Origin of the sequence: Prochlorococcus marinus str. SB, from assembly GCF_000760115.1 — a bacterium.
Taxonomy (GTDB): domain Bacteria; phylum Cyanobacteriota; class Cyanobacteriia; order PCC-6307; family Cyanobiaceae; genus Prochlorococcus_A; species Prochlorococcus_A marinus_D.
The window spans coordinates 247,336-273,681 of record NZ_JNAS01000001.1 but is presented as its reverse complement, the minus strand read 5'-3'; the positions used below and the strand labels follow the sequence as shown (position 1 = coordinate 273,681).

The 26,346-nt window shown below is 29.9% G+C and carries 25 protein-coding genes; 11 read left to right on the top strand and 14 right to left on the bottom strand.

Going from position 1 to position 26,346, the window contains the following annotated elements; genetic code table 11:
* Positions 1-8: 8 nt before the first annotated feature.
* Positions 9-4,019: a magnesium chelatase subunit H gene (locus EV02_RS07050; protein WP_032518950.1), complete on the bottom strand. Its 4,011-nt coding sequence runs from the start codon at positions 4,017-4,019 to the stop codon at positions 9-11.
* A gap of 102 nt (positions 4,020-4,121) precedes the next feature.
* Between EV02_RS07050 and dapB the strand changes: the two genes are divergently transcribed.
* From dapB to EV02_RS07080, 6 genes are read left to right on the top strand one after another with little or no spacing between them, the layout of a single operon-like run.
* Positions 4,122-4,970 (top strand): 4-hydroxy-tetrahydrodipicolinate reductase, encoded by an 849-nt coding sequence (dapB, locus tag EV02_RS07055; RefSeq protein WP_032518949.1) that lies wholly within the window; start codon positions 4,122-4,124, stop codon positions 4,968-4,970.
* Position 4,971: 1 nt separating this feature from the next.
* Positions 4,972-5,613, top strand: coding sequence for a hypothetical protein (locus tag EV02_RS07060; protein ID WP_025952812.1), 642 nt, complete (start codon positions 4,972-4,974; stop codon positions 5,611-5,613).
* 19 nt (positions 5,614-5,632) lie between these two features.
* Positions 5,633-6,787, top strand: a complete 1,155-nt coding sequence (locus EV02_RS07065; RefSeq protein ID WP_032518948.1) for an FAD-dependent monooxygenase — start codon at positions 5,633-5,635, stop codon at positions 6,785-6,787.
* A 5-nt stretch (positions 6,788-6,792) separates the two neighbouring features.
* Complete coding sequence (locus tag EV02_RS07070; RefSeq protein WP_032518947.1) at positions 6,793-6,990, top strand: DUF2949 domain-containing protein; 198 nt, start codon at positions 6,793-6,795, stop codon at positions 6,988-6,990.
* A 39-nt stretch (positions 6,991-7,029) separates the two neighbouring features.
* Complete coding sequence (locus EV02_RS09170; protein WP_342665564.1) at positions 7,030-7,554, top strand: DUF3038 domain-containing protein; 525 nt, start codon at positions 7,030-7,032, stop codon at positions 7,552-7,554.
* Positions 7,555-7,558: 4 nt separating this feature from the next.
* Positions 7,559-8,146, top strand: a complete 588-nt coding sequence (locus tag EV02_RS07080; protein WP_032518946.1) for a DUF4335 domain-containing protein — start codon at positions 7,559-7,561, stop codon at positions 8,144-8,146.
* 459 nt (positions 8,147-8,605) lie between these two features.
* Here the strand turns inward: EV02_RS07080 and EV02_RS09420 are convergent, their stop codons facing one another.
* On the bottom strand, positions 8,606-8,767 hold the full coding sequence (locus EV02_RS09420; protein ID WP_193742604.1) for a hypothetical protein: 162 nt from the start codon (positions 8,765-8,767) through the stop codon (positions 8,606-8,608).
* Positions 8,768-8,839: 72 nt separating this feature from the next.
* Complete coding sequence (mfd, locus tag EV02_RS07090; RefSeq protein WP_032518944.1) at positions 8,840-12,349, bottom strand: transcription-repair coupling factor; 3,510 nt, start codon at positions 12,347-12,349, stop codon at positions 8,840-8,842.
* A 74-nt stretch (positions 12,350-12,423) separates the two neighbouring features.
* On the opposite strand from mfd, the gene EV02_RS0108575 reads away from it, so the two are divergent.
* Positions 12,424-13,134: a TerC family protein gene (locus EV02_RS0108575; RefSeq protein ID WP_032518943.1), complete on the top strand. Its 711-nt coding sequence runs from the start codon at positions 12,424-12,426 to the stop codon at positions 13,132-13,134.
* On the opposite strand, the gene fmt is transcribed toward EV02_RS0108575, so the two are convergent.
* The 10 genes from fmt to EV02_RS07135 all read right to left on the bottom strand — a co-directional run bounded on the left by fmt (position 13,131) and on the right by EV02_RS07135 (position 22,590).
* On the bottom strand, positions 13,131-14,117 hold the full coding sequence (gene fmt, locus EV02_RS0108570; RefSeq protein WP_032518942.1) for a methionyl-tRNA formyltransferase: 987 nt from the start codon (positions 14,115-14,117) through the stop codon (positions 13,131-13,133). The two genes, EV02_RS0108575 and fmt, sit on opposite strands and share 4 nt — an antisense overlap.
* Positions 14,114-15,466 carry a TldD/PmbA family protein gene (locus EV02_RS07095; protein ID WP_032518940.1) on the bottom strand — a complete coding sequence of 451 codons (1,353 nt, stop codon included), beginning with the start codon at positions 15,464-15,466 and terminating at the stop codon, positions 14,114-14,116. The genes fmt and EV02_RS07095 overlap by 4 nt, the downstream gene beginning before the upstream one ends.
* A 3-nt stretch (positions 15,467-15,469) precedes the next feature.
* Complete coding sequence (locus EV02_RS07100) at positions 15,470-16,894, bottom strand: TldD/PmbA family protein (protein WP_032518939.1); 1,425 nt, start codon at positions 16,892-16,894, stop codon at positions 15,470-15,472.
* A 30-nt stretch (positions 16,895-16,924) separates the two neighbouring features.
* Positions 16,925-18,097 (bottom strand): magnesium-protoporphyrin IX monomethyl ester (oxidative) cyclase, encoded by a 1,173-nt coding sequence (gene acsF, locus EV02_RS07105; RefSeq protein WP_032518938.1) that lies wholly within the window; start codon positions 18,095-18,097, stop codon positions 16,925-16,927.
* Between the two features lie 80 nt (positions 18,098-18,177).
* Positions 18,178-18,744 carry a DUF2996 domain-containing protein gene (locus EV02_RS07110; protein WP_032518937.1) on the bottom strand — a complete coding sequence of 189 codons (567 nt, stop codon included), beginning with the start codon at positions 18,742-18,744 and terminating at the stop codon, positions 18,178-18,180.
* A gap of 58 nt (positions 18,745-18,802) precedes the next feature.
* The gene (locus EV02_RS07115; RefSeq protein ID WP_032518936.1) at positions 18,803-19,246 is read right to left on the bottom strand and encodes a hypothetical protein; all 444 of its coding nucleotides are present in this window, start codon (positions 19,244-19,246) and stop codon (positions 18,803-18,805) included.
* Positions 19,247-19,312: 66 nt separating this feature from the next.
* Complete coding sequence (locus EV02_RS07120; protein ID WP_032518935.1) at positions 19,313-21,535, bottom strand: RNB domain-containing ribonuclease; 2,223 nt, start codon at positions 21,533-21,535, stop codon at positions 19,313-19,315.
* A gap of 72 nt (positions 21,536-21,607) precedes the next feature.
* Positions 21,608-21,919 carry a TMEM165/GDT1 family protein gene (locus EV02_RS07125; RefSeq protein WP_032518934.1) on the bottom strand — a complete coding sequence of 104 codons (312 nt, stop codon included), beginning with the start codon at positions 21,917-21,919 and terminating at the stop codon, positions 21,608-21,610.
* On the bottom strand, positions 21,920-22,246 hold the full coding sequence (locus tag EV02_RS07130) for a TMEM165/GDT1 family protein (protein WP_032518933.1): 327 nt from the start codon (positions 22,244-22,246) through the stop codon (positions 21,920-21,922). It abuts the gene before it with no gap.
* Positions 22,243-22,590, bottom strand: a complete 348-nt coding sequence (locus EV02_RS07135) for a YkgJ family cysteine cluster protein (protein WP_032518932.1) — start codon at positions 22,588-22,590, stop codon at positions 22,243-22,245. The genes EV02_RS07130 and EV02_RS07135 overlap by 4 nt, the downstream gene beginning before the upstream one ends.
* 82 nt (positions 22,591-22,672) lie before the next feature.
* Between EV02_RS07135 and psb30 the strand changes: the two genes are divergently transcribed.
* The 3 genes from psb30 to EV02_RS07145 are packed head-to-tail and all read left to right on the top strand — an operon-like array spanning position 22,673 to position 23,838.
* Positions 22,673-22,750, top strand: coding sequence for a photosystem II reaction center protein Ycf12/Psb30 (psb30, locus tag EV02_RS09875; RefSeq protein ID WP_144010216.1), 78 nt, complete (start codon positions 22,673-22,675; stop codon positions 22,748-22,750).
* Between the two features lie 13 nt (positions 22,751-22,763).
* Positions 22,764-23,525 (top strand): HAD-IA family hydrolase, encoded by a 762-nt coding sequence (locus tag EV02_RS07140; protein ID WP_032518931.1) that lies wholly within the window; start codon positions 22,764-22,766, stop codon positions 23,523-23,525.
* Positions 23,512-23,838, top strand: a complete 327-nt coding sequence (locus tag EV02_RS07145) for a DUF565 domain-containing protein (protein ID WP_032518930.1) — start codon at positions 23,512-23,514, stop codon at positions 23,836-23,838. The genes EV02_RS07140 and EV02_RS07145 overlap by 14 nt, the downstream gene beginning before the upstream one ends.
* Before the next feature lie 3 nt (positions 23,839-23,841).
* Here the strand turns inward: EV02_RS07145 and rpmF are convergent, their stop codons facing one another.
* The gene (rpmF, locus tag EV02_RS07150) at positions 23,842-24,012 is read right to left on the bottom strand and encodes a 50S ribosomal protein L32 (RefSeq protein ID WP_002805281.1); all 171 of its coding nucleotides are present in this window, start codon (positions 24,010-24,012) and stop codon (positions 23,842-23,844) included.
* A 131-nt stretch (positions 24,013-24,143) separates the two neighbouring features.
* On the opposite strand from rpmF, the gene ftsH reads away from it, so the two are divergent.
* Complete coding sequence (ftsH, locus tag EV02_RS07155; RefSeq protein ID WP_032518929.1) at positions 24,144-25,898, top strand: ATP-dependent zinc metalloprotease FtsH; 1,755 nt, start codon at positions 24,144-24,146, stop codon at positions 25,896-25,898.
* The last annotated feature ends 448 nt before the right edge of the window (positions 25,899-26,346 follow it).

Here is a 26,346-nt window from a genome sequence, read left to right as displayed (position 1 = left end):
TAAATTTATTATTCTTTAACTCCTTCGATTTTATCCTCTACCTCTTGGTAAAGTTCTTTCAACTGTTCAATATTCTCATCTGAAGTTTCCCAATATCCCCTACCATTAACTTCTAGCAAAGTTCCAACAATTCTTCTGAAACTATTAGGATTAAGATCCATTAATCTTTTCCTCATCTCTTCGTCATTTATAAATGTTTCATTAGTTTCTTCATATACAAAATTATCTACTTGACCACTTGTTGCACTCCAACCAAGAGTGTAATTAAGTCTATTAGAAAGTTCTCTAACTCCTTCGTAACCAGATTTAAGCATACCTTCATACCACTTTGGGTTTAAAAGTTTTGTCCTTGAGTCTAATCTGATGGTTTCTCCAAGTGTTCTAACTTGAGCATTAGAAGTAGTAGTGTCTGCTATGTAGCTACTTGGTTCTTTCCCGTCATCTCTAAGTGTCTTAATCAATTTTGTTGGATCTGAATCAAAGTAATGACTTACATCTGTTAATGAAATCTCAGAGGAATCAAGGTTTTGAAATGTTACATCTGCTGTTTTCATTACTGACTCAAATACCTCTCTTTTTTGATTCATCTCACCTGGATTATCGGCATTAAAAGCATATGTTTTGCGTGATAAATACATTTCTTGTAATTCATTTTCTTCCTCCCAAGTTGAATTTTCTACAGCTAAATTAACATTTGAACTGTAGCTTCCACTTGCGTTAGAGAATACTCTCGCTGAAGCTTCTCTGATAGAGGTACCTTCTTTTTCTGCTTGTTCTAATGAATGTTTCCTTACAAAATTAGATTCCAATGGTTCATCAGCCTCAGCAGCTAATTTGACCGCCTGATCTATTAATGCCATCTGATTTATGAATAAATCTCGAAAAACTCCTGAGCAGTTAACGACCACATCTATTCTTGGCCTACCTAATTCTTCTAAAGGGATTAATTCTAATTTGTTGATTCTGCCAACAGAATCTGGTTTTGGTTTTACACCAACAAACCATAAGATTTGAGCAAGTGATTCTCCATAAGTTTTGATGTTATCAGTACCCCATAAAACACAAGCAATTGTTTCAGGCCAAGTCCCTTGCTCTTCCTTTTGTCTCTCAATTAATTTGTCAACAACCGACTTTGCAGCAGCTACTGCTGCTGTGGTAGGTATTGACTGTGGATCAAGTGCATGGATATTTTTACCACTGGGTAAAACACCTGGATTTCGTATAGGATCTCCACCTGGTCCAGGTAAAACATAATTTCCATCTAATGCTTTAATGAGGCTATCCATTTCTTTATCAGCACAGACCTGTTCCAAACAGAAAAGTAAGTAATCAAATAATTTATTTAATTCCTTCTGGTTAACTTCATTGAATCCATTTAAGTTACAGACCCTAAGCCAAGGGGTAGGTAAATTCAAACCAAAAACTTTAAGGAAGTCAAACAATTTGGAAAGAAATGATTTTTCTAAATAAACTCGGCCATCTACAATTTTTAAAGAGTTGACCATAGCAAAAATTGACTCTCTCGCTGTCTTTATGATTTTTTCATTTAGCTCTACAAATTTGAGTTCACCTTTATTATTGCCATCATAAATTTGTTCAATATTCAGCCCCATGGATTCAGCTAGTAATCCAGGAAGAGATCTTAATCCCTCTTGCTCTCTCTCTAATGATGCAATATTTACAAGAGTTGCGACTGCTTCTTCTGCTGTTGGAGCTTCTCCAATAGTATGAAGACCGCAAGGTAATAATCTACTTTCAATTTCCATCAACTGTTTATAGATATTACCAACAAATAAATCTCTTTCATCAATTGAGAGTTCCTCTACATCTTTTGAAGGGAGCTGAACATCTTTGTCAAGATTACATTGTTTAGAAGTCTCAACTATTGCATTAACTATTTGAATACCCCTACTATTTTCTCTTAATTGTTGATAAGAACCAACAAGTTCGCTTAGTTCTTTAAGTCCTTTGTAGAGTCCTGCATTTTCTGCTGGAGGAGTTAGATAGCTAATGGTTGAGGCGTACCCTCTTCTCTTCGCGATTGTTGCTTCAGAAGGATTATTAGCAGCATAGTAATACAAATTAGGTAATGATCCAATGAGGGAATCAGGATAGCATGTTTCACTCATTCCCATCTGTTTACCAGGCATAAATTCGAGTGATCCGTGAGTTCCAAAATGAAGAACAGCATCAGCTCCCCAGATTTTTTCTACATAGGTGTAATAAGCGGCAAAACCATGATGAGGACTGGCACTTCTTGAATAAAGTAACCTCATCGGATCACCTTCATAACCGAATGTAGGTTGTACGCCTATAAAAACATTTCCAAAATGTTTTCCATAAATAAGTAAATTTTGTCCGTCACTATTTAGATTTCCAGGAGGTTTACCCCAATTCTCTTCAAGTCTTTGTGAATATGGTGTGAATTCTTCGTATTCTTTTACTGACATTTTATGAGCAATATTTAACTCTGGAGAGCCGTCCATTGCTTCAGGGTTATTAATTACTTTTTCCATTAATTCTTTTGAATTACTTGGAAGTTCATCTATTTGATATCCTTTCGATTTCATTTCGAGGAGTACTCTATAAATTGAACCGAAAACATTTAAGTATGCTGCCGTACCAACATTTCCTTTGTCTGGCGGAAAACTAAATACTGTGATGGCTAATTTTTTGTCCTTTCTTTGTTTGACTCTTAAAGTTGACCATTTTATGGCTCTTTCAGCTATAACATCAACTCGATCTTGGAGCGTATGCGCCTTACCTGTAGCATCATCACGACCTGAGAGAATAATAGGTTCAATAGCACCATCAAGCTCTGGAATTGCAATTTGAAGTGCTACCTGAACTGGGTGTAACCCTAGATCACTATCTTCCCATTCTTGCGTGGTTTGGAAGACTAATGGAAGTGCAACCATATAGGGCCTGTTTAACCTTTTTAGGGCTTCAATAGCTTTAGGATGATCTTGTCTTGCAGGTCCGCCAACTAGTGCAAATCCTGTTAGAGATACAACTCCGTCTACTGTAGGTTGATCCTTATTTATGGAATCATAATAAAATTCATTAACTGGTTTAGAAAAATCTAGACCTCCACAAAAAATAGGTAGTACTCTCGCACCTCTGTATTCCAATTCTTGAATAACAGCAACGTAATGAGCATCATCCCCTGTAACGATATGACTCCTTTGAAGGACTAAACCAATTGTTGGAGTTTTGTCATCTTTAGGATTTATATCTTTCCTATTATTTTCCCAATTTTGATATTCTTTAAGACTTTCAAACATGCAAGGAGCAAGAGGATGCCAAATTCCTAAATCTGGGAATGTTTCTGGGTCTTGAATTTTGAATTCTTCTATTTGATCTTTTATGATCTCTGAAACAGCATACTTTTCAGAAATCATTAACAAGAAGTTTTTTAAGTTCTCAGTGGTACCACCTAACCAGTACTGAAAACTCAGAATAAATGTTCTAGCATCTTGAGCTTTTTCTACTGGTAGATATTTAAGTATTGAAGGTAGTGTATTTAATAACTTCAACATTGAATCTTGGAAACTTGCTCCATCAGATTCTTTTTTCTTTTTTATTAAATCTCCAATAATACTTTTAGATTGACCAAGTTGGGCCATGCTAAATGAACCTAACTTATTTAATCTCATTACCTCTGGCATAGAGGGAAAAACTATTGATGCTTTAAGTTTGTCTTTAAATGGAGATACTGCATCAACCACTTTTTGAGCAAGGTCTTCAATGAAAATTAGAGAAGCCACGAATATATCTGCATTAGCTATATCTTCTTTGAAATCTTCAAAATTACTATCATTCCTAAGTTCTTCGATAAGATAACCGCTAAGGTCTATACCTATGGGCCCATTCATTTTGTTTATTGACTTTGCAGCTTCCGTTAAGGAATTTTGGTATTGTGGCTCAAGGACAACATAAACTGCTTTTATTACAACTTTGTGTTTGTTATCCTCAACAGGAGATACTCTGCGGTTTGCTGAGCGGACCTGCGTAAACATTGATTTTCTTTAAGTATTTCTACCAGCCTACGAATGAAAAGACGTTATTGTGTGCAATATAAATAGCGTGTAACAACCTTTAAAAAAAAATTTTTTAAAAAAATGATTGAAAATTCTAAAAAACCCATACCAGTACTAGTTTCCGGAGCTTTAGGCAGAATGGGTAGCGAAGTTGTTAATACTGTACTAAATTCTAAAGATTGTGAACTTGTCGCAGCAATCGACATAAACGAAAAGAACAATGGCTCAAATATTTCTGAATTATTGAAGGTAAATAATTGTGATGTTTTTGTTTCAAATGATTTTGAAGGGACTATGTGTTCCGTTAGTCAAAATTTTAGAAATGAAAAAATCAAACCGGTTTTGGTTGATTTTACTCATCCTGATTCTGTATATGAAAATACCAGATCAGCTATTGCATATGGGGTATCACCAGTAGTAGGAACTACAGGTCTAAGCCCTTCTCAAATACAAGATTTGTCTGTTTTTGCTCAGAAAGCATCGGTTGGTTGTGCAATAATTCCAAATTTTTCAGTAGGTATGGTTCTTCTTCAGCAGGCGGCATCTGTAGCTGCAAGGTTTTACGACAATATTGAATTAATTGAGATGCATCATAATCAAAAAGCTGATTCTCCTAGTGGGACGTGTATAAAAACTGCAGAAATGATTGAAGAATATCCAAAGAAATTTAATCAGAATTTAGTAAAAGAGTCTGAGTCATTGAAAGGTGTACGCGGTGGGCTCAGAGATTCAGGAATTAATATACATTCTGTACGATTACCAGGATTACTCGCTCATCAGTTAGTAATTATGGGATCTCCAGGTGAAACTTACACAATTAAACATGACACTATTGATAGAAAGGCATATATGCCAGGAGTTTTACAGGCAATTAAAAAAATTGGTAATTATGAAACTTTAGTTTACGGACTTGAAAAATTGATTTTTTAAAATGATAATTCCAATTAATTCAAGTCAAATTTCAAAACTTATTCCTGCAGTCGGTACAGGAAGTCAATTTAAGTACGCGTTGGGGAATCCTAGAAAAATTCTTCAAAGAGTAATAGTTTCTTCAATTGGTGGATTTATCTCATTAATTATTAGTTCGACTGGAGATCAAACTAATAATTTCTGGTTATTTCTATGTGTAGGTTTCTTTTTGTATATCATCTGGGGCCCTATTCTTGAATCAAGTAGAAAAAACTTGCAATTAAGAAAATATAAATTTTTTTCTATATTTGATGGCTATGTATCAGATATCTATAAAACAGAAAAGATTGAAAGTTCAAGAGAACAATCTAATAGGCAAGGTCGATTAGAAGTTATCGAAAACAAAAGGACTTGGTTAGTACTTGAATTAGAAGATGAAGATGGTTATTTGGAAAAATTAAGTTTTCCTATGGAAAATAAGCACAGTCAAATTAGGGTGGGTTCGAGTATTAGATGTTTAATTACATCTGATAACCGTAATTTTGACAGAGATTTTTATTTGACCGATGCTTGGCTTCCTGAAATTAACTTATGGGTTGGTGAGTACCCATATTTATTAAGACCGGCATTTGAGGAAATTTGCTATATTTATCTGAATAGATAGTTGACGCTTATATAATACGATGAAAAATAAATTCAATTTTAAAATTGTTGGATCAGGTCCTACAGGTTTATTACTTTCAATTGCACTTTCAAAATTTGATTGCAATATTTTTTTAACTGATTTATTAACAAAAGATAGATTAATTGATAAAGATAAAACTTATGCAATTACTCACTCAACGAGAAAAATCTTATCTAAATTCAGACTTTGGGAAAAATTAGAACCATTTTTATTCGGCTTTGATACCCTTTCAATTTCAGATAGCGTAACTTCTGCTTTTACCAATTTATCAACTTCTGACTTAGATGATGATATAAGTTCTGCCGAAAATATAGGCTGGGTAGTTAAACATTCGGATCTCATGAAGGTATTTTTTCAAGAGATTGACAATTATGAAAATATTTTTTTTATGACACCAAAGAGATTGTTAAGTAAAAAAATATTATTTGATTATCAATTCTTTTCAACAGGAGCAAACTCACTTGATAAAAAATTCATAGATTTTGTTGATATAAAAAAATCTTATAGTCAGTCTTGTTTAACTTTTAAAGTTTCTCTTAGAGGTCATTGTGAAAAACGAGCCTATGAAATTTTTAGAAAAGAAGGCCCACTTGCATTATTACCTTTAGAAAAAAATTTATATCAAGTAATTTGGACTTCCAGTACATTAAAGGCAATTGAAAGGTTCAATTCTGACAAGAATTTTTTAATGGATAATTTATCAACAATATTGCCTAATGAATTTAAGTTGGACCAAATAATTGGCGAATTTAATATTTTTCCTGTTTCATTATCCTTAAATTTACCAGTTTTAAATTTTAAAAAATTAGTTTTTGTAGGAGATGCATTTCATACATTTCATCCTGTTGGTGGTCAGGGTCTAAATACTTGCTGGAGAGATGTTAATACTATTTATGATCTTTTTAATAAAAAAACTGCTATTACTAAATTGCAATTGATATTATTTAAATTTAAGTATTTTTCAAGCAGAATTTTAGATATTATTGTCACTATTTTTATAACTGACTCGTTGATATCAATTTTTGCTAATCGAAACGTTTTTTTATTTCCAATAAGGAAATTTTCATTTTTACTTTTAAATAAATTTCTTTTTACAAGAAAATTAGTCCTTAATCAAATGACTAAATCTCTCATTTACTCAAGTATTAAATAAAATTCATGAATAATTATTTATCAAGAGAAATGATAATTTATTTATTTAATGTATTAGGTTTAGATGAATCAACTATTGAACTCGGTATAAAATTATCTGTAAGAAATAACACTCCATTACCAATATTATTATGGAGTTATGGAATTCTAACTATTGAAGAACTAGATAAGTTATATTCATTTTTATTTCAAAAAATGGATTAATAATTCTGTTATAATTTTCTTATATCTTAATCGAGAACAATTACAGATTTAACTAAGGGAAATCAGGTATCAAGACAATCTATAGAGAAACTTGATTTATTATTATTAATTCTAGAAACTATTGATTTAAATGGTATTCAATCCCTTTACGCTTTATCAAATAAACTTGATTTAAATGATGTTCTTCCAAATAAAATTACTATTTGGAAATTAAGGAATAATAATCCATTGAGAAAATCTTATGTTAATAATAATATTAAATTAAACGAATTCGATGCCTTAATTAAAATCACCGTTGAAATGTCTAAATATTTATATCCTTATATAAGAGAGATACTGAAATCTAAAGAAGATAATAAAAAGAATTCAATTATTTGGACTGATTTCAATAAGAGATTTATTGAGTTGATTAAAGAGAGATTTAATTTAGATAGTATGAGAGTGAAAAAGCTTTTAAATCAAGCTGAAAATGGTGAGATTATAATAAAATCATTGCTAATGTTATCTTTTTGTATCTCAAATCAGGGTTATCAAAAGTTGAAGAATTTTTTATACGATTTTTAATATAATGCAAAATAAATTGTCATTTCATCAATCTTCAGTAAGTCTCGAAATAATCGGATTGCCAGATTATTCCAATAATGAAAATAAAGATCAAATATCTATAATTTCTCAGTGGAAATTAACTATAGTTAATAAACCACTTATTGAGGGCAAAATTGAACATTTAGGGCCTATTATGGATGCTTTTTATATTTATTCAAATCTTTTAATCAAAAACGAAATTCCAATATATGAGTCTAAATTAATCGATTTAAAAGCGGATAATCTCCACATGCATAATATTGTTCTCAAAAGCTCTAAAGCAAATGTAAAGCCTTTAGTTCTAAAGATTGGTAATTCATTGCTTTCAGATACCATAAATTGTTTTGATCAGTTAAATGAATCTCCAAAAGTAAGAATTAAAAAAACTGATATAACTACTAACATTCCAAAAAAATTAAGATTTGGGTTAAATAAAAAAGTTAAATTTTTTAATTTCTTTATTCCACCTTTTATTGCAATTTGCTCTTTAATTCTATTCTCTTCTTCTTTTATTTATTTTTATAGTCCTTTTGAAAATATAGAAAAAAAAGAACTAATAAACTCTGAATAAAGAGTAATTAGCATCTTAAATACAAACACGATACTATAGGTTAATTTCTTTTCAGAGTAATTCAAATTTATTCTTTGAGCTTTGATGAATGGCAGATTTAAACATCCCAAATTTGAATATTAAAAATGATAAATATATTTTTAAAAAAAAATTAAATTTAAGAAGAAAATCTAAAAGAAGACTATTTACTGAATCTTTCTTTTTGTTTATTTTGAGTGTTTTATTAGTTTATATAAATTATTTAATTCCTAATAAGAATTTGCTTTTAAAAAATCTAACCTCGACATTTCATAAAACTTTTTTGTTATTAATTGAACTCCTTTCATATCTCTATGAGATATTTTTGGTGATTTTTATTTTCGTATCTACTTTTACTGCTCTTATTTTAATGGTAGGTTCTTTTAATAGGTTATTTAAAATCTCTAAGAGAAAGTCAAAACAAATTGTTTATAAATAATTTCAAATAGGTTGCATTAGGCCGCCACTTCCTGAATCTGAGTCATCGTCATCATTTTCTGTTTCTTCTTCAAATAATGCAAATATGCCAATTACAATTGATGAAAGAATAATTGATAAAGGTAAAATCGAATTTTGGATTCCGACGTCTATATATTCACCCATAAATTAAATAAATTTTTATAAACCTAACCGAAATCAAACTGTTTCGCGGATTTTAAATAATTATTTAATAATTTATTCTATTTTAATAAGGTCTTTGTCGAAATTCTTTATTTCTCTTTCAAAAGACCCGAACCACAATATTAGTTGATCAATTTGATTCTGAATTTCAGTTGCACCTAAACCCCTTATTGTGATGGTAGATAATTGTTCGCCTTCATTAAAATTAAATTTATTATGAACGCTACTTGCCAAAGAATTTTTGAGTATTTTAAAAGTAGAATTTTTTAATTTTGTCTCTATTAAGATGTTTGGCTTTTTTAGCTTGATTTTATTAAAACCACATTTTTTAGCTAGTAATTTTAGTCTCATTATCATAATTAGTGACTCAACAGGTTTGGGTAAGTTTCCATATCTATTTACCCAGTCTGTAGCTAATTCAGTTAATTCATCATTATTTGAACATTCAGTAGCAGATTTGTAAGCCTCAAGCTTCTCTTCTCTATTTAATATCCATGTTGCAGGTATAAATGCATTTATTGGTAGATCAATTTGAGTGTCGTTAACTTCAGGTATTTCTTGTCCGCTGATTTCTGAAATAGCCTCATGGAGCATTTCTATATATAAATCATATCCAATAGCATTAACCTTTCCACTTTGTTCTTCTCCTAGTAAACTACCAACACCTCTTATTTCCATATCTTTCATTGCAAGTTGGTATCCACTACCTAGTTCTGAAAAGTCTTTTATCGCTTTCAATCTTTGTTTTGCAGCGTCATTAATTTTATTTATATTTGGATAAAATAACCAAGCATGTGCTTGTACACCGCTTCTACCAACTCTTCCTCTAAGTTGATAAAGTTGTGAAAGGCCAAATTTGTGAGAATCTTCAATAATGATTGTATTTACTTTAGGGATGTCTAATCCACTTTCAATTATCGTTGTGCATATCATTAGATCTACTTCTCCATTATTAAAAGCAATCATTGCATTTTCAAGCTCTGTTTCGTTCATTTGCCCATGAGCAACAATAAATTTTAAGTTGGGAAACATATTTTTTAATTTGTTAACAGCTTGATCTATATCAGAAATTCTTGGAAGAACATAAAAAATTTGACCTCCCCTATCAAGTTCTTGATTTATTGCAGTTCTTATAACATCCATATCTATTTCAGATAAATATGTTTTTATTGATCTTCTTGATGGTGGAGGAGTATTTAGTAAGCTCATTTGTCTTAGTCCAGATAAGCTCATATAAAGAGTTCTTGGAATTGGAGTTGCCGAAAGAGTTAAAACGTCTATGTTGGTTTTGATTTTTTTTATTTTCTCCTTTTGCCTTACTCCAAATCTTTGTTCTTCATCAATAACTAGTAGTCCTAAGTTTTTAATTTCTATTTCTTTTCCTAAAATTTGATGCGTTGCTACAACTAAATCAATTTTGTTATTTTTCAAACCTGCATAGATTTCCTTTCTTTCATTAACGGTTTTGAATCTATTGAGTAAAGATACTTTTATTGGGTAAGGTGAAAATCTATTACTTATTGTTCTCCAATGTTGCTGAGCTAGGATTGTTGTGGGTGCGAGTAATATTACCTGTTTGCCTGATGTAATAGCCTTAAAAATAGCCCGAACAGCTACTTCTGTTTTTCCAAATCCTACATCTCCACAAACAAGCCTGTCCATTGGCTTATCGCTTTCCATATCAGATTTTATTTCTTCTACAGCAGAAATTTGGTCAGGTGTTGGTTGATAAGGGAATGATTCCTCTAATTCATCTTGCCAAGGACCATCTTCTGGGTAAATGTAACCCTTTAATTTTTCTCTCTTTGCATAAAGTTTTAAAATATCGACAGCAACTTTTTTGATTTGTTTCTTATTTTTATCTTTTATTTTTTCCCATTCTGTCCCTCCTAATTTATTTATTTTCGGCTTTATTTTTCCGCTTGATCTATATCTGTTAACACTACCAAGTTGATCAGCTGCAACACTTATCTTCCCATCTTGATATTGAATGACTAAATAATCTCTTGAATCTCCGGTTATATTTATTTTTTCTATTTTTAAAAATTTCCCTATTCCATGATTTTTATGAACTATAAAATCACCGGGACTAATCTTATTTACATTTATATTTGAATTGACACTTCTTTTTTTTCTTCTTATGAATACGTTATTAAAAAGAGATTGTTGTGAAAATAATTCTTTATCTGTTATCAGGACAATTTTCCATATCGGTAGATAAAACCCCTCTATTTCGTAATTGTTCTTATTTTTTAAAATTAGAGGAGTTGAATTATTAATTGACTTATATGCTTCATCAATATCATTAGGATTGTTTAAGTAGTTTGCATTACATTCGTGCTCAAAAAGTAAAGTCCTTGTTCTCAATGGTTGTGCTGATAATATCCATACTTTTTCATTGTTTTTTATATTTTTATTTATATCATTGGATAATTTACCTACATTTTTAGAGTATGAATTTAATCTTTTATCGTTTAACAAAAATCTATTATCAATATTGATTTTAGATTCAAATTCATAAAATTTTATTAAATTAAAATTTCCTAGTGAATTTAATATTTCGTCAAACTTTAAATGCAAATTAGGTTTGGCCTCTAAATTAATGTCATTATTTTTAAGGTTCTCATTTACTTCATACGTACAATTATCAAAATTACTTTCTGAATCTAGATACCAATTATTTGCAAATTTTTTACAATCTTCTAATTCATCAATTACAAGAATTGTTTCCCTATTTATAAAATCTATTATGTTTGAGGGTTCTTCTTCAATTATTCCTAAATAACGATCAAGATTATTTTTATTTATATCTTCTGAATTAAAAAGATTGTTCTTAGATAAATTATTTAACTTATCTTTTATTAGCGAATCAAATCCAGCCTGTATTATTTCAATATTATTTATACTTTCTAAAGTTTTCTGTGTATGAGGATCATATTCTCTTATTTTCTCAATTACATTATCAAAAAATTCTAATCTTATAGGAAACTCATTATTGACAGGATAAATATCTATTATTTCCCCTCTCCTACTCCAGAATCCTTCTGTTGAAGTTACATTATCCTTCGTATAACCCAGCAAAGTAAGTTTATTTGCTAATTCTTGAATCTCGATTTGAACCCCTTTTTGCAAATCTAACTTGTTTTCAATTAATAGGTTTTTATTTATGAGATGAGGTTGTAGTGATCTCTCAGTTGATATAACAATATTAGGTTCATTTTTCTTTTTTTTTATTAATTTGGATAAAACAGTAAGCTGACTAAATTCAATCTCTTTGGATTTGTTAATTGATAAGTATGGTAGATGTTCTGTTGGAGGATAATATAAAACTGCTTTATCATTTATACTTTCAAAATAACCAATCCATTTGTAGGCAATTTCTACATTAGGACAAATTAATAATATATTTTTTTTCTCTTTTTTTGCGATGCTATCTAATATTATTGATTTTGCATATCTACTTGAACCAATAATATTTAATTCATTACTTTTTGAAATTCTTTTTATTAATTCAGAAGTAATTTGTGAGTTCGAAATATAATCAACTAAAGTATTTAAACTCATTTATAACTATCAATCTTGATTACAAATATCCGATACATTATATTAGATTTTATACTGATTGTGAATAATATTTGATGGATTCAGCCGCAATAAATTCTTTTATACCCACACTAGATCAGGTAGACAGTTGGTACGAAATCTTTACACTTTTACCAATATTAATTGCTCTAGAATTATTATTATCGGCAGATAATGCTGTAGCATTAGCTTCTCTTACAAAATCCCTCGATAGTTCAGAATTAAGGTCAAGAGCCTTAAATATTGGCATAACAATATCTTTATTATTTAGAATTATTCTAATCATATTATCTAATGTTCTTCTAAAGTTTATTCTCATAAGAGTTTTTGCAGGTTTTTATTTAATTTATTTATTCTTCTCTAATGTTTTTTTAAATTCAGATATAGACAACGCTGAAAATGGTAAAGAAAATAAAAATAATAATTTTAGGTTCTTAAGAGTTGTAGCACTTCTTTCAATTACTGATTTTGCTTTTTCCATAGACAGTATTACTACTGCAGTGGCTATAAGCGATCAGTATATATTAATTATATTTGGAGCAGTAATTGGTGTATTAGCATTAAGATTTACATCGGGGATTTTTCTAAAACTTCTGGATATATTTTCTAGATTAGAAACAGCCGGTTATGTAGCAATTTTGATAGTTGGGATTAAGCTATTACTAAATACGTTAATTAAAGAGTCTATTCTGCCAGATTATTATTTTTATTTTTTGATTCTTTTTGCTTTCATTTGGGGATTCTCAAAAAAAGAATCTAAAACTTAATCTGAGAAATATTCACCTGCTGAAGGCTTTAACTGTTGAATCAATTGCTTCTTGCTAGAAATGTTTTTGCCTTCAAGTTTTCCTACTAACAAAATAATCGGATCAGTTTTAGTTGAAATTATAATTCCTTCATTTTCTATTACATCAAGAATAATACCTGGTCTTGAATAATGGCTCATTAAAAGGTATTTTTCATTTTTAATTTCATCACTAGTCAAAACTTTGATTTTAAGTATTTTAAGGTTCTTACCTCTAAAAGTTGTATTTGCTCGTGGGTATAATGCTTTTATTTTTTGAGAAATTTTAATTGCCTCATTACCCCAATCAACTTTAAAGTCTGATTTTTCAATCATTCTTGCGTAAGTAATTTCTCTTCCAAGGCTATGTTGTTTTGTTAATTGAAAATTAGTATTTTTCTTAATATTTTCTTCTATTAAATATGTAGCATTTAAAAATAATTTTGCAGATAAAATACTAAGTCTTTCCGATAGTGTATTTAAATTATCGTCATTATCGATTTTAATTTTTTCTTCCAATAATAAGTCCCCAGTATCTAGTCCCTCATTCATTTTCATAATTCCTACACCAGTAAATTCATCACCTTTTATTAGAGACCATTGAATTGGAGCAGCACCACGCCATCTTGGAAGTAATGAAGCATGTGCGTTCCAACAACCAAATTTTGGGATCTCCAATATCTCTTTGGGTAAAATTTTCCCGTAAGCTATAACAATAAATAAATCACAAGAAAGTGATTTAAGTTCATTTATAAAATGTATATTGTCCTTGATTTTTGCTGGAGTATAAATTTTTAAATTTTCTTGCTCGGCAAAGCTTTTGACAGGAGAGGGTATTAATTTATTTCCCCTAGATCTTTTCTTATCCGGTTGGCTAACTACTGCAATTACCTCATGCTTAGATTTAATAAAAATATCAAGGCTAGCGATTGAATACTCAGGTGTTCCCCAGAATATAATTCTCACGCGTCACCAGTTATTGATAATTCATCTACCCATATATGTGGAGAAATTCCACTTGTTGTTACCTCTTGGCTTGATTCAATATTTACTATGTTTTTCATAAGATATTTGATGTCTCCTGCTACGGTGGCAGAATCTATTGAGGTTTTTTTACCGTTTTTATAGAGCCATCCATCAAATGGAAGAGAGAATGAACCTTGGCTTGCTCTTACACCTGCATGGATCGCATTTAATTCTTCAATATAAACAAATTCTCCCTCATAAGTTGAATGATCTAATGATATTTTTAGATCAGAGTTCCCCTCTGATTTCTCAACTACTATCCAATCAGGAGATACTGAGACTTTTGATCCTAGTCCAGCGTGGCCTGTAGGGATTGTTTTAAATATTCTTGCAGTTGATTCAGAATGTATAAAATTTTCAATTCTACCTTTTTTAATTAAACATAGTCTTTTGGTAGGAGTTCCTTCTCCATCAAATGGTGATGAAGAAATATTCTCTTCGTGAAGACCATCATCATAAATATTAAGTGCTTCTGTAGATAGCTTCTCTCCAATAGAATTTTTATTTGATAAGCTGACACCATCTAAAATGCTTCTAGCATTAAACATTGAACTAAAGGCGTTAATGATCGTTAAAAAAGACTCAGGGGAAAAACATATTAAATATTTAGCAGTTTCAATAGATGAATAATTTAAATGAGAAATTGTTTTATTAGATGCGTCTTTAATACAAGACTCAATATCTATATCTTCAACTCCATATCCTAGTTTTACAGAACCTGAGCTACGAGGTTTCTTATTTTTCTCTTGTGCTCTTGCATATAAATAAAGTGCAGCTTGACTTTTGGTATAACTGCGAAATGCACCATCACTATTTGCATAAACTCTTTCATAAAAACTCTCAGATAGACCATTATATGGAACAGATTTTATGGATTCATGGCTTTCTAATAGTTTTTCTTCTGCTTCTCTTAAAATCGTAAGTAATTTTTTAATTCCAACAGGATCTCTTTTTTTTGCGTCCTTAACTTCAATAGGATACTTAGCTAGTGGAGAGAATTCTGTTCTTTCATTCTTGTTGCCAAAATCAGATGCAATATTTGCTTGATTCAGAGCCTTTTTAATACCAGATTCACTGATATCACTTGTTGTTGTAATACCGACTAAATTAGATTCATTCCAAACTCTTAAAGTTAAAATTTGCTTTTGTGTTGCCTTAAGTTGTTTAGCCTCACCTTTATCTACTTGCACAGAATAGTCATTAGAAAAGCTTGCACCATAATCCCATTTTTTAAGATTTAGGAAATCTGCAGCTTTGGAGATTTGTGTTGTAATTTCTTTTGAATTCATATCCTATCTACCGCCAACAGTGATTGAATCAACCTTAATATGAGGTTGGCCAACAGTTACGTTGACACTTCCACTAATGGATCCACAGAATCCAGGAGCCAATTCGAGGTCATTACCGCACATTGATATTTTTGGCATAACTTCTTTTGCCTCACCAATCAAAGTTGCTCCCTTTACTGGAGTAGTTAATTTTCCGTTTTTGATAAGATATCCTTCTTCCACCGCAAAATTAAATTGTCCTGTAGCACCTACACTGCCACCCCCCATTGATTTGCAGTAAAGTCCATCGCTAATACTATTGATTAAATCCTCTTTCGAGTGATCACCCTTAGCTATATAAGTATTTCTCATTCTTGAAGCTGCAGCAAAGGAATAATTTTGTCTTCTTCCACTCCCTGTCCTTTTATGACCAGTTCTTAATTCACCAGCTCTGTCAGATATGAATTTTTTTAAAATTCCATTTTTTATAAGAACTGATTTTTCTGGTTCCATACCTTCATCATCTACAGATAATGAACCAAAGGATCCTTCTGATATTCCTTCATCAATTGCTGTTACTGATTCATGTGCAATTTTTTCATTCAATTTATTCTCAAATGGTGTTGTTCCTCTTTCTATTTGAGTAGTTTCAAGTAAATGACCGCAGGCTTCGTGGAATATAACGCCACCAAATTTATTAGCTAATACAACAGGCATTTGTCCCGCATCAACATAATCTGCATACAACATATTCATTGAACTTTCAAACACCTCATTAGCTGCTTTTTCGTGATCCCATAATCTGAATTCATTAGGCATTCCTGACGATCCAAATCTTCTACTTCCACTAGATCTATATTGGGCATCACTAGCAATTACATTGAGTCCAACTGTTTGATGCAACCTAATATCTGAGACATAGGTTCCATCACTGCAAGCTATAATTACTTCTTGCAAATTTCTTGAGTAACTTCCTTTTCTAGTTATTATTTTGTTATTCTTTTTTAGAGATTTTGAGCTGAGTAGTAGTTTTTCACTTATCTCATGAATAGATGGGACTTCATTAATCCATTTTTTCTTGGATAAGCTATAGTCCCTATGTTCATTTAAACCGTTAAATGAATCCCCTTTATTGTTGTTTGTTATGTCTAACATCTCAATAGCCTGAGATACCGATCTCATCAAGCCATGCTTTGTTAAATCATTTGTACTTACAAATCCATCCTTTTTTTCTTTAAAGATCCTAATACCAGCACCCCTTCCAAATGATGGACTTACACTTGTAATGAAATCTTCCTCAGCTAAAACACTTGAGTTATCGGTATTTTCTATAAATATTTCCACAAAATCAGCCCCTAGTCTAATCCCATAGAAAATAATTTCTTCTAACAAATCCTTATTGCAACTGCCAAAAATAATTTCATTTGATTTGATTTGTGACGAAAGCATTTGAGTCTATAATTCTTCTCTGTATAAAGATTATCTAATCGAAGGTTGGAAATCTTTGCTATCAAGAGGTTTTAATAAGTATAGTCTCAATAACTGGTAACCGTTTGATAAATATTTAGGTAATTTTTTAAAAGTTTTAGATAATGTATTTCCCTCACTGCTTGCAATATCGGAAAGAACCTTATTATTTTCTACTATTTTATCTAATCTTCCGTAGAAGGATTTATCATAAACGTCTAACACTACAGGAAAAACTCTAGCAGAAGTTTCATTAGTTTTATTAATTACATACTGGTCGTAATCTCTCGCATCTAATCCTAAAGAAGCGTAGAAATCCTTTTTGATCCCCAGATCCCTTGCATACATAGTGGCAAATACAGCAAGTAAGAAAAACCTAGACCATAACTTGGATGTTAATGGAAGATTGTTCAAAAAGTATCTAAATCTATGGAAATAGTCAAATAGTGGATGTGTAAAGGTAGAGCCCCCAATGGTAATTTTTTGGCTTAATGATTTAACTGTTCGTGGTTGTGCTTTCATTAGTGCGTCAAAGAAGTCACCATGCCTATTTTCATCTTGACACCAATTCTCAAAGTAATTAAAAAGTGGAAAAATCTTGCTATCTGGATTCTTTTCTAGATGCCTATAAATTGCGATGTATCTCCAATAACCTATTTTTTCGGATAAATAAGTAGCGTAAAAAATACTTCTTGGTGGGAAATAAGTGTAATCTTTATTCGCTGTTAAAAAACCTAAATCTAACTGAAGTCCAAAGTCACTCATTGATTTATTTAAAAAACCTGCATGTCTTGCTTCATCTCTGGCCATATGAGCAAAACATTCAGCAAGTAGAGGGTTTTTGACTTTAATTCTCTTACTAAGTTCCTTATAAAGTAAAAAACCTGAAAATTCTGAAGTACAACTTCCCTCGAGAAAATCAACAAAAAGCTCTCTTGTCTCAGGATCTAATTTTTCTGCAGCCCCTTCAAATTCACTATTTCTTACAAAATGATGTCTATTGTAATCTTTCCTAAATTCTTCACATATAGCTTCCAATTCCTCCTCGTTTATTGATAAATCCATATTTTCCATAGCCTCAAAGTCTGTTGTATAGAATCTTGGAGACAAAATTGTTTCTTTTGCAGGTATCTTTCCATTATTAATATCTTTTTTATTTTTTGATTCAACAGTTGATTGAGCCATTTTTTATTCGGTTTATTAATACTATTATTTACTATGATTTGTCTTTTCGAGGGAAAAGTTAACTTGGTGTTATTGTTTTTCTAATTAACTCCTATTAACTTTTGCCCATTCAATCTTTGAAGTACCCTTGAAATAATTAATTTTAGGGTGATTCTTTTTTCGTCAATAAGAAAAGATTCAATAATGCTTGGTTTTTGATTAGGTTTTGATAAAGAAATACTTTTTAAAGAACTAATGTCATCCTTCTCAAAGGATAGCCAAAAGTTACAAGTGTCTTTAATTTCACAATTTATTACCCAACATTTATCTCCAGCAATAGGTCTAGATGTGTTAGTGAGGTTAATATTGTTTATTTCTAATCCCCTTTTATTAATTTCCTCAGTAAGTGAAGGAATTAGGTGTAGGTTAATAAATTCTTGGAAAGGCTTTTTTTCTAATGGGAGTTCTTTTTTGGGTTTTATTGTAGGTTTTACGGGAATATTAATTTCATTATTTTTAACAACTCTAGAGGCAGAATCACTATTATCAATATTCATATTGATAACTTTTTCTGATTTAGGACCTTTTATTTCCTCAGAGTTTGATTTATTAGCCTTGTAAGATTTTTCTTTATTTACTCCATTATTTTTGTCTAAATTTTCTTCCATAAAAAAAACAATTTATTCCATTATAAATTAAAAAAACATTTTTAATTAATTTATTTTTCTACCAATCATTATCAGCATTATCCCAGTCATCTTTAATATCTTGATTTGAATAACCTTGATCTTTTTTTAAATTATTATCATCCATATTTTTGACTACTCTGTAATTAACAGAAATTGTTGGTTGAGTTTCTCTAATATCTCTTTGTGGCGGCATCTCAACGTTTGGTTTCATTTCTTCCTCATTATTATTTGATACAAAATCATCTTCCACATTGTCTAAAGTTTTTTTTCTGAAACTAGAACTAGTAATTGTTGTATTCAATAAAGTGCTTACAAATAAACCAGAAAAAAATGAAATACTGATTAACTTACCTATACTTACTTCTTGGAAGGTCCATTTAAAGTATCTAAATGAAGTCTTCTGATTATTATTTGTATATAATAAAACTTGAAAAATAATTATTAAAAAAAGAGTTAAAAGTAAATATTTTTTCTTAAACATAATTTTAAAAAGTTATCTTAAATTTTTTTGGTTAATGTTTCCATAATATATTTTGTGAAAATTTATTTATGTTAATTCTAAATCAATTTGATATTTAAGAATATCTACTTTTATTATTTTTACTTCTATTGCATCTCCAACTTTATATGATTTTTTGGATTTTCTTCCAATCAATAGATTTTGCCTTGACCTGTATTCATACCAATCATTATTAAGAGTGCTTACGTGTACTAAACCCTCTACATTTAGTTCTGATATCTCAACAAAGAAACCATATGTTTGGACTGATAAAATAAAACCACTATAAATATTACCTAGTAATTTTTCTGCTTTTCTTACTTTTTTTATATTTATCATATTAGATTTATATTGGTTAACTTTGTACTTGAATTCATTAAGTTTATCTATCACAAACTTGTTAAATAATATTTCTAGATTTTTTGAAATTGATGAATTAAATATATCCCAATTTACTAATTCTAATGAATTACTCTGAGATATATTAATTTCATTTATATTATTTTTCTTTGATTTCTTACCATTTATTATCATATTAAAAATACAGTACTGATTTATAAGATTTGTGAGGTCAAATCCTGGAATTGTCCACGGAGTAATAAATATTTTTTCTGATTCATCATTATCGGGATCTTTAGATATCAAACTTATTTCATTGTCCTTAAATTCATTAATTAGAAGTTTATGTAAGATTCTTTTTTTATTATCGTCGTCACATAATTTAATTACTTGACTAAATGTCAAATTACCATCTTCATTAAGCTCTACACCATTATCAATAAATTCCGAGAATTTGATAATTTCATTAGCATTAACGTAATCTATTCCATTTGAAATGTATCCTGCACTTTTTAAGCCATATTGATTTGAATGTTTGAACCATATTAAATTAGCTTCATATAGTATTGGTGAAAGGTAAGTTTGGCAATCTTCTTTATTTAATGATTCAAAATATCCTTTTGAATATTCAGCAGGATTGTGAATAAAAAATTCTTCTAGTGCTTCAATATTATTCAGTGGCGAAGGAATTTCTACCTTACCCTCCAAAAGATGGTTTTCTCTGAATGAACATGAAATTTCTAGTATTTTATCTAAATCGTCGACATATTCCTTTATAGGTTTTAATAACCGAGAGGTTATTCTTGATTTGCTTTTTCTAGATAGAAGCGCGTCAGTATGATCACTTCCAACAATAAGGGTGCACTTTACTAAAGTAAGATGAAAAGACCAATCAATTATTTCGTTATCACTATTTAAATTGACACAGAGGCTTATTGCTTCATTCTTTTCACCTAATTTAAATTGAGAATCATTTCTTATGGCTTCACCAAGGTAGTTTTGCCAATCATTTAATAAGGGTAATGATTCAAAGCTTTTGAATAATATTTCTAGAGATTTTTTACTATTTAGATCTACTCTTTCAGCAAGATTATTTGTATGTATCCATAATTTAGTATTTTTATTTTTTCCCTGCTCTATTTGAATCATTGGTAGCATTGGAGAATTATTAGAATTCCAACTTTTGAATAAATAAGAGTTTTTATCTGTAAGGTCTATTCTCTCCCTTTTTTCTATTTTTTTTGATTCAATATGATTTAAATCGTATGATTTAACGATATTGCTTTTAGATAAAACAAAGTCTGTATCATAGTCTTCATTATTGTTTAGTTTTAGTTCCTGTATCACATGACCTAGTCCTTCTTCTTGACCTATGGGGAATCTATCAATTTCAACTTTTACTATATTCTTATTGTCTGGATTGAAAGTGTATTTTTTATTCTCTTTTGGAAGTTTAATTTTAGAAAGTATCCTATCGTCTATTGGTATTGCATATACATCATTATTTATTATTTCAACTTTAGAAAGAAGTATTTGATTTGATCTTTCAAGAATACAATCAACTATTCCCTCAGGTGATCTTCTTCTATAAGCCTCTTTTATTATCCTTACTAAAACTTTATCTCCATTCCATGCATAGTTAAGTAGATTTTCTTTAATGTAAATATCTTCTTTGTCTTTTCCTCTTACAGCAAAGCAATAGCCTTTGCTACTACACCTTATTTTGGCGACAAGATGATCACTATCTTTTATGCAGGAATATTCATCATCTTCATTTTTATTAATTATTTCAAGTTTTTCTAGAGCTGTTAAAGCAATATCCAATTTATCCTTATCAGATTTCTTTGTTATTTTTAATAATCTGCATAATTTTTTATATTCTAATCTTTCTGACTGATTAAGATTATCAATTATTGAGGATGCTGTGAACATGATCTAAATGAAATTATAAATTAATTTAAAGTTATACACTTCATTATTACACCTTATTATCCAAGCTTAAAACTAATTATTTTCTTTCTCTTCTTTTTCTTCTTTTTCAATAGTGAAAGAGTTGATAAAAAGCCTTATACCAATAATCAAAAATGTAATGGAGGCAATTGACTTAAGAACTACTTCAGGTAAAAAACTTGAAATAGAACCGCCTGTTAAAGCTCCCAGTAAACTCGCAAAAACAAGTGCTGAAGAAGATCCCAGAAAAACTGCTAATGGTTTATTTGAAGTGCCGCTTATAGTTAAAGTAGCTAGTTGAGTTTTGTCACCTAATTCAGCTATGAAAACTGTTAGAAATGTTGATAGTAATAGACTTAAAACCATTTAAAAATAATTTTTGAAAGTTTCATAAGCTAAAAATATACTTATTATTATCATTAAAGCACCAGTAGATAAAGCAAATTTGCTAGGAGATATTTTTTTTGATACCCATTTACCAATAAGAACTCCTACTATGCTAGAGCTTATTAATGCTAGAGAACTTCCCAGAAAAACAATAATTGGCTTGCCCGATTCCGCAGAAAGCATCAATGTGGCTATCTGAGTTTTATCGCCAAGTTCAGCAATAAAGATTGTTGTAAAAGTCGTTATGAATATAGAAAAAAAACTTTTTTCTATATTGTTTTCCTTTTTTTCTAATTTACTATTCATTTTTCTGAAACAGCAATTTTAAAAGTTTTCATCTCTTTACTTTGGTATCCATAATTTGATGAAATATGTTGTTTGCAGCAATCTATTAAAAATTCATCACCAGATTTCAAATATCCTTTAAATAAAGTTGAAAATTCACTTACACGGCAAAAATGTGGTCTGGTTTCATAAATTAAGCATTTTTTATTTTCTCTGTCCAGGTTTTTACACCAACCGTCTTTAGCCATCATCGAATTTATCAAAGCTATATCTTCTTTGTTAAGTTTGTTAGCCAAATCGCTTCTTTCGTTCAAGTCGAATTTACAACAAGCTCCACAATTTTCTATACATGTCCATGATTTCATGATTTAATTCAATCTTGTAACGTATCAGTACAGTTTCGTCATTTATTTGTAAAAATAGTATCACAAAACATATTCATTAATCATGGCAACACTTATTCCTTTGGCTGTAGTTGCGCTGGCAGGACCAGCAATAATTGCTCTTGTATTTTACCGTAAATAAAATAAATTTTTTGGTGACTTATCTGGAGGGTGTTTATTGGGATTTAGATGGTACCATCGCAAATACTGAATTAGAGGCTCATTTACCTGCTTTTAATAATGCTTTTAATGACCTTGGTATTGATTGGGATTGGGATACTAATACATATATAAAACTTCTGAAGATAAATGGGGGCAAAAATAGGATTGCTTATTACGCTAAATCTAATAATGATAATTTCTCAGAAGATTTAATTCTCAAAATTCATGAAACAAAGCAGTTTCATTATTTAAAAATTATAAAAAAAAATTGTGTTAGTTTAAATATTGGTGTTTTTAGATTAATAAATGAATTACATAGAAAAAAAGTAAGACAATTTATTGTTACTTCAAGCTCAAGAATTCAAGTTAATCTACTTGTTGATTATCTTTTTAATGGCTTCAATCCTTTTGAGTTCATTATTTCAAGCGAAGACGTTGAATTAAAGAAACCAAATCCATTACCATATTTAAAGGCAATCCAATTAAGTGGTATAAACAAAAACAACTCAATTGTTTTTGAAGACTCAAATCCAGGATTGAAATCTTCCTTGGCAGCTAACTTGCCAACAATTTTTGTTCCTTCAAATATCCCAATTGTTCTTGAGGAAAATATTAAATTAGATTGTATTTTAGACAGTCTTGGTGATCAGAATAATGTGGCAAATGTAATTAAAGGACCTAAACTAAAAAAATCATATATTGACTATAACTTTCTAAGTGATTATTTAGTGTATTTTAGTAATGCAAAAAACTAATTTTTCAAGAATTACCAACCAGTTAAATAATTTATTTTTTGGTTTTCTAAGTGATACTTGGAGCACAAAATCTATTGGTCTAATTTCTGTTTTGACAGGTTATTTTTTGTTTGCAAATTTTATTACAAAATTTATATCTGAAGGTAAAAATGAGTTGATAATGGTCCCTATAATTATAATTTTTATTGAAATCATTATAAGAATTAAACCTGCAGCAAGTTCAAAATTTTATTATCTATGGACCGTAGTTGATAAATTAAGAATTGGTGCAATTTATGCTGTTATACTTGAAGCATTTAAATTAGGATCTTAAAAGCTACTCTTCTTCTTCTTCTTCAATAGGATAAACAAATCCTTGAGCTTTCCCAGTTAAAACTGATTTACCTAAAGATATAGCTTTTTGAGCTGCTATTGCTGCTTTACCTTTCCAAACAGCATGCCTTTGGTTCCTTTTGCTCTTTGATTTTTTCTTCTTTGGTACAGCCATTCTGTTTCTTTATTTCCATATAATAATATAACCTTTAACTGGTTATCTCCAAAACTTTTGAGTATATTTTGTTTATATACGTCAATTTTTTAAATAAGCATATATGCTTTATTAATCACTTATAAAGATTAGTGTTTAGATCAAAATTCTCATATTCAGATTCTAAATCAAGTTATTCTGATCTTTTAGAAGATATAGAGACGGGGAAAATAGAATCAATATTTTTCTATCCAAGACAGAGAGAAATTGATGTTTTGTATAAAAATGGCGATAAATTTAAAATACCTATCCTCTACAACGATCAATTAATCCTTGAAAAGGCTACTGAAAATAAGGTAGATCTAACTATTAACAACAGTAGAAAAGAAGCCTCAGCTGCTAATTCATTTGCTTCAATAAGTCTTTTCCTGATTTTCATATTAGCTATAGTCTTAATCTTGAGGAGTACATCAAAATTGGCTTCAAGAGCTTTTGGTTTTACCAAAAATCAAGCTAAATTTGTAACTATTGATGATGTAGAAACGAGATTCGATGATGTAGCTGGTGTCCCTGAAGCCGCTGAGGAATTAAAAGAGGTAATAACATTTTTGAAAGAACCAAAGAAATTTGAAGATCTTGGAGCAAAAGTTCCTAAGGGAGTTCTTCTAATAGGCCCACCAGGAACAGGTAAAACATTATTAGCTAAAGCAATTGCTGGTGAATCAGGAGTGCCTTTTCTCTCAATATCGGCATCAGAGTTTGTAGAACTTTTTGTTGGTGTTGGAGCTAGCCGAGTTCGTGATCTGTTCTCCAAGGCTAAGGAAAAATCTCCTTGTATAATTTTCATTGATGAAATTGATTCCATTGGTAGGCAAAGAGGGTCTGGGATCGGCGGTGGAAATGATGAAAGAGAACAAACCCTTAATCAGCTTCTAACTGAATTAGATGGTTTTGCTGATAATTCTGGGATTATTGTTTTAGCAGCAACTAATAGACCAGATATTTTGGATGCAGCATTATTAAGACCAGGTAGATTTGATAGGAAAATTGAAGTAATGCTTCCAGATTTAGATGGAAGAAAAAAAATTCTTTCAGTTCACTCACTTTCAAAACCACTTTCAAGCGAAGTTGACTTAGGATATTGGGCTTCTAGAACAGTTGGATTTTCGGGAGCAGATCTTGCAAACTTGATGAACGAGAGTGCTATTCACTGTGCAAGAGACGAATCTAAATTAATCAGTGATCTTCATATAGAAAATGCTCTTGATAAAATTACTATTGGCCTGAGAAGCTCATTAATAACTTCTCCTAATATGAAAAAAATTATTGCTTATAACGAAGTAGGTAGAGCAATTGTATCTGCTGTGAGAAATGGAATTGAATCAGTTGATAAAATTACGATTTTACCTAGATCTGGATTTATAGGAGGATATACAAAAATATGTCCTGACGAAGATGTAATTTCTAGTGGATTGATTTCAAAAAAATTATTATTTTCAAAAATTGAAGTTGCTTTAGCTGGAAGAGCAGCAGAAACCATAGTTTTTGGTGAAGGTGAAATTACTCAATGCTCCATGAATGATATCTCTTATGCGACAAATATCGTAAGGGAAATGGTTACAAAATATGGATTTTCAATTATTGGTCCAATTTCAATGGATTCTGATAATAATGAAATGTATTTAGGAGATGGATTATTCAGAAGAAAGCCTCTCATAGCAGAAAATACCAGTTCTAGAATAGATAATGAAATCATAAATATTTCAAAAATTTCATTAAATAATTCAATAAAAATATTGAAAAAAAACAGAGTCTTACTAGATAAATTAGTTGATATACTTTTAAATCAAGAAACTATAGATAAAAAAGTTTTTAAATTAACAACTTCTAAATTATTGAAAGTTTGATTTAATTGTTTTAAATTAAAAAAAAATATTTTCTTGATAATTAAAAACAATACATCGAAGTTAATAGTTACACTTTCATTTTTACTTATTCTTCCATTTGTACAAAAACAATGGTTTAATTTGTATTCACTTAATATTAATGATATTTCCTTTTATTCAATCCTTTACTATTTGAGCGGTGCAATATGTCCATCTTTAGTGTGTTTAAACTCTTTAAAAAACTATACATACTATAAATTTAATAAGGATAAAATTGATAGTATAAAAGTAATTAAAGGCAAAAGACTATTATTCTTGGTAGCAATAAATTTAATATTTCTTTCTTACTTAATAGCTGATTATATATATATAAATTTTGATCTTATATTAAATTTATTTCTTGAAGGAATTAATGTACCAAAACCGGATATTCAACAGTTAAGTTTTTTCATATTTTTAATTTCTATCT